This is a genomic window from Streptomyces muensis (assembly GCF_021474425.1).
In the GTDB taxonomy this organism is placed as follows: domain Bacteria; phylum Actinomycetota; class Actinomycetes; order Streptomycetales; family Streptomycetaceae; genus Streptomyces; species Streptomyces muensis.
On sequence record NZ_JAKEIP010000371.1, the window covers coordinates 1 to 6,232 of the forward strand.

A 6,232-nucleotide genomic window follows, 5' to 3' on the forward strand; every position below is an offset into this window, starting at 1 on the left:
GGCGAGTGCGGGTTGTGAGGGGCTGGTCGCGCAGTTCCCCGCGCCCCTGACGTGGGGTGCCGGGGGCGGGGTTTTGAGTGCGCGGTGGATTGCTGCGCCTAGTGATCTGCCGGGAACTGTGGGCGGGCGAGTGCGGGTTGGATGTGGCTGGTCGCGCAGTTCCCCGCGCCCCTGCGGGGGGGCTCTGACCGGGGTTTCGAGTGGAGGGCGGGTCGGTTCTTGACCGGGTGTCGCACCATTGGTTTATGAAAGAGCTGGCCGGACGTCTGACGGCGTTGGATCCGGATGCCGGGGCCGCTGTGCGGGTCATTGCCTACTTTGATCGGCTTGCGGAGTCGCGGGCCGGGCTGGAGGCGTTGGTGCGGGGGGCCGCTGTGCTGGCCGGGGTGGCGGCGCGGCTGGTGGATGTGGAGCGGCGGGTGGCGGTGCGGGTCGAGGCGGACGGGAAGCGGCTGGACAGTGATGTGCCGCCCGATCCCGGCTGGCCGTCCGCGGCGCTCACCCCGGGTGGCGCTCCCGCGCTGTGGCTGGAGCGGGCTCGGGAGACTGAGCCCAGTGTCGTCGACGCGGTGATCCTGGAGCGGGCCGCCGGGGCCGTACGGCTGGTTCTGGACCGGACACGCGGGCGGGCGCCGGCCGATGATCCGGCGCTGGTCGAGACCGTCCTCGACGCCACGGCTCCGGAAGCGGCGCGGCTGCACGCGGCCCGACGGCTGGGGCTGGACCCCACCGCACCGGCCCGCGTCCTCGCCCCGCTCGACGGCCGCCCCCGTATCGCCCCCGCGCAGGGGGACCCCGAACCGCTGGTCGGCCGGGTGGGCGTGGGTCCCGTCGTGCCCGTGCTCGATCTGCCGCGCTCCTGGGAACAGGCCCGCGTCGCCCTCCGGTTCACGGCCGAGGGCACGCTACGAGATCCCGGTCCGGCTGTCGTGTACGCCGACGAACTGGGCGATGTCGCTTTCCTCGCCGACCTCGTCATACCGGGTGCCGAGCCGCCGCCGGACGTACGTGCCCTGGAGGCCGCCGGGGCCGCAGCGCCCTGGCTGCTCAGCACGCTGCACGCCGTCGCCACCACGGTGAGCCTGCGGGCGGCGGCGGCCGAGATCAACGTCCACCACTCCACGCTCCAGGAGCGGCTGTCCCACGCCGAGCACCTGCTGGGCTGGCCACTGCGCACCCCGCAGGGCCGGTTCAGGCTGGGTCTGGCCCTGGCGTTGCGGCATCTGGTGCGGAACCAGGGGGAGTAGGAGGGGAGGGGGCCTCGGGCGGGGTGTGGCTTTGACTTGCAGGCGCCCTATATGTGCCCTCGCCGTATATTTCGCGGATGCCCTATCCTGGAGGTCCCATCACATCGGGACGGAGGACACCGGCGCCATGACCGCCACGGACCCCGCACTCACCGCCCTCGCCCAGGGCTGGTGCGCGCTCTCCCTGCTGCACGGGAGGATCGAGGCGCACATCGAGCGCGCCCTTCAGGCCGGGCACGACCTGAGCGTGCGTGAGTACTCCCTGCTCGACGTGCTCAGCCGGCAGCACGACGGGGACGGCGGCCATCTGCAGATGAAGCAGGTCGCCGACGCCGTCGTCCTCAGCCAGAGCGCCACCACCCGGCTGGTCACCCGCCTCGAAGACCGCGGGCTGCTCTCCCGCTACCTCTGCCCCACCGACCGCCGCGGCATCTACACCAACGTCACCGAAGCAGGCCTCCGTCTTCTGCAAGCGGCCCGCCCGACCAACGACAAGGCCCTGCGCGAAGCCCTCGACCAAGCCGCGCAGAACCCCGAACTCGCCCCACTGGTCCGGACGGTGGAGACGCTCCGCGTGCCGGCCTGAGGCCGGCCGAGTGGAGAAATACGCAGGTCAAGAGGGTCGAGGGCGGCATTGACAGGGGTCGGGCGGGGTCGTAGAACTGAGCCCTATGATCGCGTCGCAGCTTCCCCTGTCCGGCATCACGGTCGTCAGCCTGGAGCAGGCCGTGGCCGCCCCCTACGCCACCCGGCAACTCGCCGACCTGGGTGCTCGCGTGATCAAGGTGGAGCGGCCCGGGGACGGTGACTTCGCGCGGCGGTACGACACCACGGTGCACGGTCACTCCAGCTATTTCGTGTGGCTCAACCGGTCCAAGGAGTCGCTCACGCTGGACCTCAAGGACCCCCGGGGCCGCGAGATCCTGCACCGGCTCCTCGACGACGCCGACGTCTTCGTGCAGAACCTGGCGCCGGGCGCGGCCGACCGGCTCGGCCTGGGGGTCGAGGCGCTCGGTGAGCGGTGGCCGCGGCTGATCCCGTGCACGATCTCCGGGTACGGCACCTCCGGGCCGTGGGCCGACCGCAAGTCCTACGACCTGCTGGTGCAGTGCCAGACCGGCCTGGTGTCGCTGACCGGAACCCCGGACGGGACCGCCCGGGTCGGCATCTCCGTCGCCGACATCGCCGCCGGGATGTACGCGTACAGCGGCATTCTCACCGCCCTGTTCACGCGCGCCACCCGGGGAACCGCGCACCCGGTGGAGGTGTCCCTGTTCGAGGCGCTGGCCGAGTGGATGGGCCAGCCCGCCAACTACACCCGGTACGGCGGCACCCAGCCCCCGCGGCTGGGCACCCAGCACCCCACGCTCGCGCCGTACGGCGCCTTCACGGCCGCCGACGGCAAGGAGGTGCTGTTCTCCATCCAGAACGAGCGCGAGTGGGCCGTCCTGTGCGCGGAGTTCCTGGACCGGCCCGAGCTGACCGACGACCCGCGCTTCGCCACGAGTTCCGCCCGCGTGGCGCATCGCGACGAACTCAACGCCATCGTCGCCGAGCGCTGTGCCCGCTCCGACGCCGAGGAGATCCTCAAGGACCTGGAGTCCATCGCCATCGCCTGCGCCGGGGTCAACGACGTCGCCGCGTTCCTGGACCACCCGGTCCTCGCCGCGCGCGACCGCTGGCAGGACGTGGCCGTACCCGGTGGCGCGACGGTCCAGGCGCTGCTTCCGCCGGCCGACCTCGCCGGGCTGCCCGCGCGCATGGACCCGGTACCGGCGGTGGGCGAGCACACGGAGGCGATCCTCACCGAACTCGGCCGTACCGGCGAGGACATCGAGGCCCTGCGCGCCGACGGCGTCATCTGACCGGTCCTGCGACTGACCGGTCCTCCGACTGATCGGACCGAACGCCGCGGGCCCTTCGTACGTCACAGTGCCGGGGCGGCCCGGCACCGCCCCGGCCGGCTCCGTCACCGTCCGCTCGGGGGGATCCATGCGTACGACCGCCTCACGCACCGTCCGGATGCTCGCCGCACTCGCCCTGTCCGCCACCGGATGCGGCGCCGGCGCGGCAGGCTCCGACACGTCCGAGGAGCCGCCCGACACCAGGCCACGCGCCGTCGAGGTCGCCAGGGCCTGGGACGGTTCAAGGGCAGCGACGATCTGGCGCGAGGGCTTCTACCCGATGGCGGACCCGGTGCAGCTGCCCGAGGACGCCTTCCACGACGACACCGACAAGGAGGCGTACCTCAGCCAGAACTTCGTACTGCGCGGCGACCTTCCCCAGACCACGGAGCGGGAGGGGAAGGTGACCTGGCGGAACGGTGACTCGCTCGCGCTACCGCTCCTGGGGGCGCGGGAGGCGTACGAGAAGCTGGACACCAACGACTCCCCCGGGCCCCGGCTCACGGTGACCGGGGCCGAGCTGGGTGAGACGACGCTGGCCACCAGCCGCGGCCCGGCCACCGTGCCGGCCTGGCTGTTCACGATCGAGGGCTACGACACCCCGCTCAAGCGGATCGCCCTGGACGCCTCGAAGCCACCCAAGTCGCCCATCGAACCGGTCGGCTCCCCCAGCGGCAGGCTGTGGGAGCTCTCCCAGGTGGCCGAAGTGGCCGCCGACGGCAGGTCCGTCACCGTGCTGGCCCACCACGGGGCCTGCGACGACGGACCCGCCGTGGACGTGCTGGAGACCGACGGCAGCGTGGTCCTGTCCGGCTATGTCGTCGGAACGAGGGACGGTGCCTGCACGCTCCAACTACTCGGCGAGAAGGTGACGGTCGCGCTGGACCGGCCGCTCGGCGACCGCATCCTGCTGGACGCGTTCGCGGGCCGCCCGATGCGCGGCACGGACTGAGCCATCCTCCTGCTCACTGCTCCTGAAGGACCTTCACGTCCCATGGGCCGAGCGGCACTTCGGATGCGTACTCGGCACCGGAGAGCACGTCCCTTACCGCGTCCGGGACGGTGACGGTCACCGGGTCCCACGACCAGTTGTGCAGGAAGCGGACCCGGCGGCCGTCCCGGGACCTGGCCGAGGTCGACGTGACGCTCGGGTGCGCCGGACGCCAGGCGTCGGCGGCGGGGGTGGCCCACTGGAGCAGGGCCTGGGCGAAGGCCGGGTCCGGGACGGTGCCGACGTAGGTGATCCGGCCGGCCCCGTGGCGGTGGGTGGTGGCGGCGGGCCAGCGTCCGAAGTGCGGGTGCTCGTACGCGGCCAGTTCCTCGGCGCCTCGCGGTCGCAGACCGTCGGCCCAGTGCAGCGCGTGGGCCTCGGGCGGCAGGGCGAGGCCGCCCGTGCCGGTCACGGGGAGCGGGTCGGCCAGGTTGCTGAACTCGTCGTACGTCACGCCGGCCGCCTCCGCCAGGCGCGCGGGCTGCATGTCGGTGCGGGCGCGCGCCTCGTGGTCGCCGTAGGCGGTGCGGGGGCCGAGGACCAGGTGGCCGCCCTGCTCGGCGTAGGCCTTCAGCCGGTCCAGGGTGGCGTCGTCGGCGGCGTAGTAGGCCGGGACGACGAGGACCGCCGGCAGTTCGGCGTCGGGGAGCTGGCCCGGGTGGAGGATGCGGGACTGGAGTCCGGCGTCGAAGGCGCCCCGGTAGAAGGCGTCGAAGACCGTCTCGTAGGACCGGTCGTCCGGGCCGCCGTCGGGCTTGGCCAGCGGGGGCTGTGCCTGGAGGGCCCATTTGCTGGGGCCGTCGTAGAGGAAGGCGACATCGGCGTCGGGGGTGAGGGACGCCACCAGGTCGCCCGCCTTCTCCAACTCCTCACCCAGTACGGCGAGTTCGCGGTAGACGCGGCCGGGGCGGCCGTTGTGCGGCAGGACGCCGCCCCAGTAGGTCTCGGCCCCGAAGTGCAGGGTGTGCCAGTGCCAGTACTCGATCATCGAGGCGCCACGCGAGACGAGTGCCCAGGCGGCCTGACGGTACTGGCCGTCGTAGGCGGGCCGGTTGTTCCACGGCCAGCTGATGGCCTGCGCGTTGGTCTCCGTGACGAGGAACGGCTCCTGGCGGGAGGAGTACATGCGGTCGGCGCTGCGGTAGAACGCCCAGGTGCCGTTGGTCGTCCAGTCCTGTCCGGAGCGGCCCCGGTCGGGCAGGGCGAGGGCGTCCTGCATCGTGTAGTACGGGTTGCCCGCGGTGACGTCGAGGGCCTCGGTGAGCCTGTCGTCCTCGACGCCCTGGCGGTCGTAGGAGATGCAGGTGGTGACGAACTGGTCGGGGCGGGCGTACTCGCGGACGATGTCGGCCTGCCAGGCGATGAACTCGGTGGTGAGGCGGGCCTGGAAGCGTCGCCAGGCCAGGTCGTACTGCGGCTGGGCGTTGCCGTCGGGGGTCCACAGGTCGGCCCAGGTGGAGAGGCGGTGTGACCAGTAGACGAGGCCCCACTCACGGTTGAGGGTCTCGACGTCGCCGTAGCGTTCGCGCAGGTCGTCGGTGAAGCGCTGGAAGACGCCGTGGTTGTGGAAGAGGTGCAGACCGGGTTCGTTGTCGACCTGGAAGCCGATGACGGCCGGGTGGCCGGCGTAGCGGGCGACGATCTTTCGGATGATCCGTTCGGCGTGGAAGCGGAACGCCGGGTGGGTGAAGTCGACCTCCTGACGGGCGCCCCAGCCGTGGCGCACACCGGTGCGGTACTCCCCCGCGATCTCCGGGTACTGCCGGGCCAGCCACGGCGGCACCGCGTACGTCGGTGTTCCGAGGATCACCGAGATGCCGCGCTCGTGGGCGCCGTCGAGGACCGGCTGGAGCCAGTCGAGGTCGAAGCGGCCGTTCTCGGGCTCCCAGGTCGACCAGACGGACTCGCCGACCCGGATCACGGTGAAGCGGGCCTCGGTCATCAGGTCGAGGTCGTCCTTGAGCCGCTCGTGGGGCTGGTACTCGTGGTAGTAGGCGGCGCCGAACAGGACGCGGGGTGGAAGCGCGAACATCCTTCTCCCATACGGTGGTTGAGGTGGATCGGGGTGGGTCGGGGTGGGTCGGGGTGGG

At 72.2% G+C, this 6,232-nt stretch carries 5 protein-coding genes; 4 read left to right on the forward strand and 1 reads right to left on the reverse strand.

Annotation, left to right across the window (positions count from 1 at the left end):
• The first annotated feature begins 245 nt into the window (after window positions 1–245).
• The 4 genes from L0P92_RS40955 (at window position 246) to L0P92_RS40970 (ending at window position 4,103) form a co-directional block, all read left to right on the forward strand.
• Window positions 246–1,247: a helix-turn-helix domain-containing protein gene (locus L0P92_RS40955; protein ID WP_234768219.1), complete on the forward strand. Its 1,002-nt coding sequence runs from the start codon at window positions 246–248 to the stop codon at window positions 1,245–1,247.
• Between the two features lie 127 nt (window positions 1,248–1,374).
• Window positions 1,375–1,833, forward strand: a complete 459-nt coding sequence (locus L0P92_RS40960; RefSeq protein ID WP_234768220.1) for a MarR family winged helix-turn-helix transcriptional regulator — start codon at window positions 1,375–1,377, stop codon at window positions 1,831–1,833.
• 85 nt (window positions 1,834–1,918) lie between these two features.
• Window positions 1,919–3,112: a CaiB/BaiF CoA transferase family protein gene (locus L0P92_RS40965; protein ID WP_234768221.1), complete on the forward strand. Its 1,194-nt coding sequence runs from the start codon at window positions 1,919–1,921 to the stop codon at window positions 3,110–3,112.
• 127 nt (window positions 3,113–3,239) lie between these two features.
• Window positions 3,240–4,103, forward strand: a complete 864-nt coding sequence (locus L0P92_RS40970) for a hypothetical protein (protein WP_234768222.1) — start codon at window positions 3,240–3,242, stop codon at window positions 4,101–4,103.
• Between the two features lie 13 nt (window positions 4,104–4,116).
• Here L0P92_RS40970 and L0P92_RS40975 read toward each other — a convergent pair whose 3' ends face one another.
• A complete protein-coding gene (locus tag L0P92_RS40975) occupies window positions 4,117–6,174 on the reverse strand; it encodes a beta-galactosidase (RefSeq protein ID WP_234768223.1) in 2,058 nt (685 codons plus the stop codon).
• Between the last annotated feature and the right edge of the window lie 58 nt (window positions 6,175–6,232).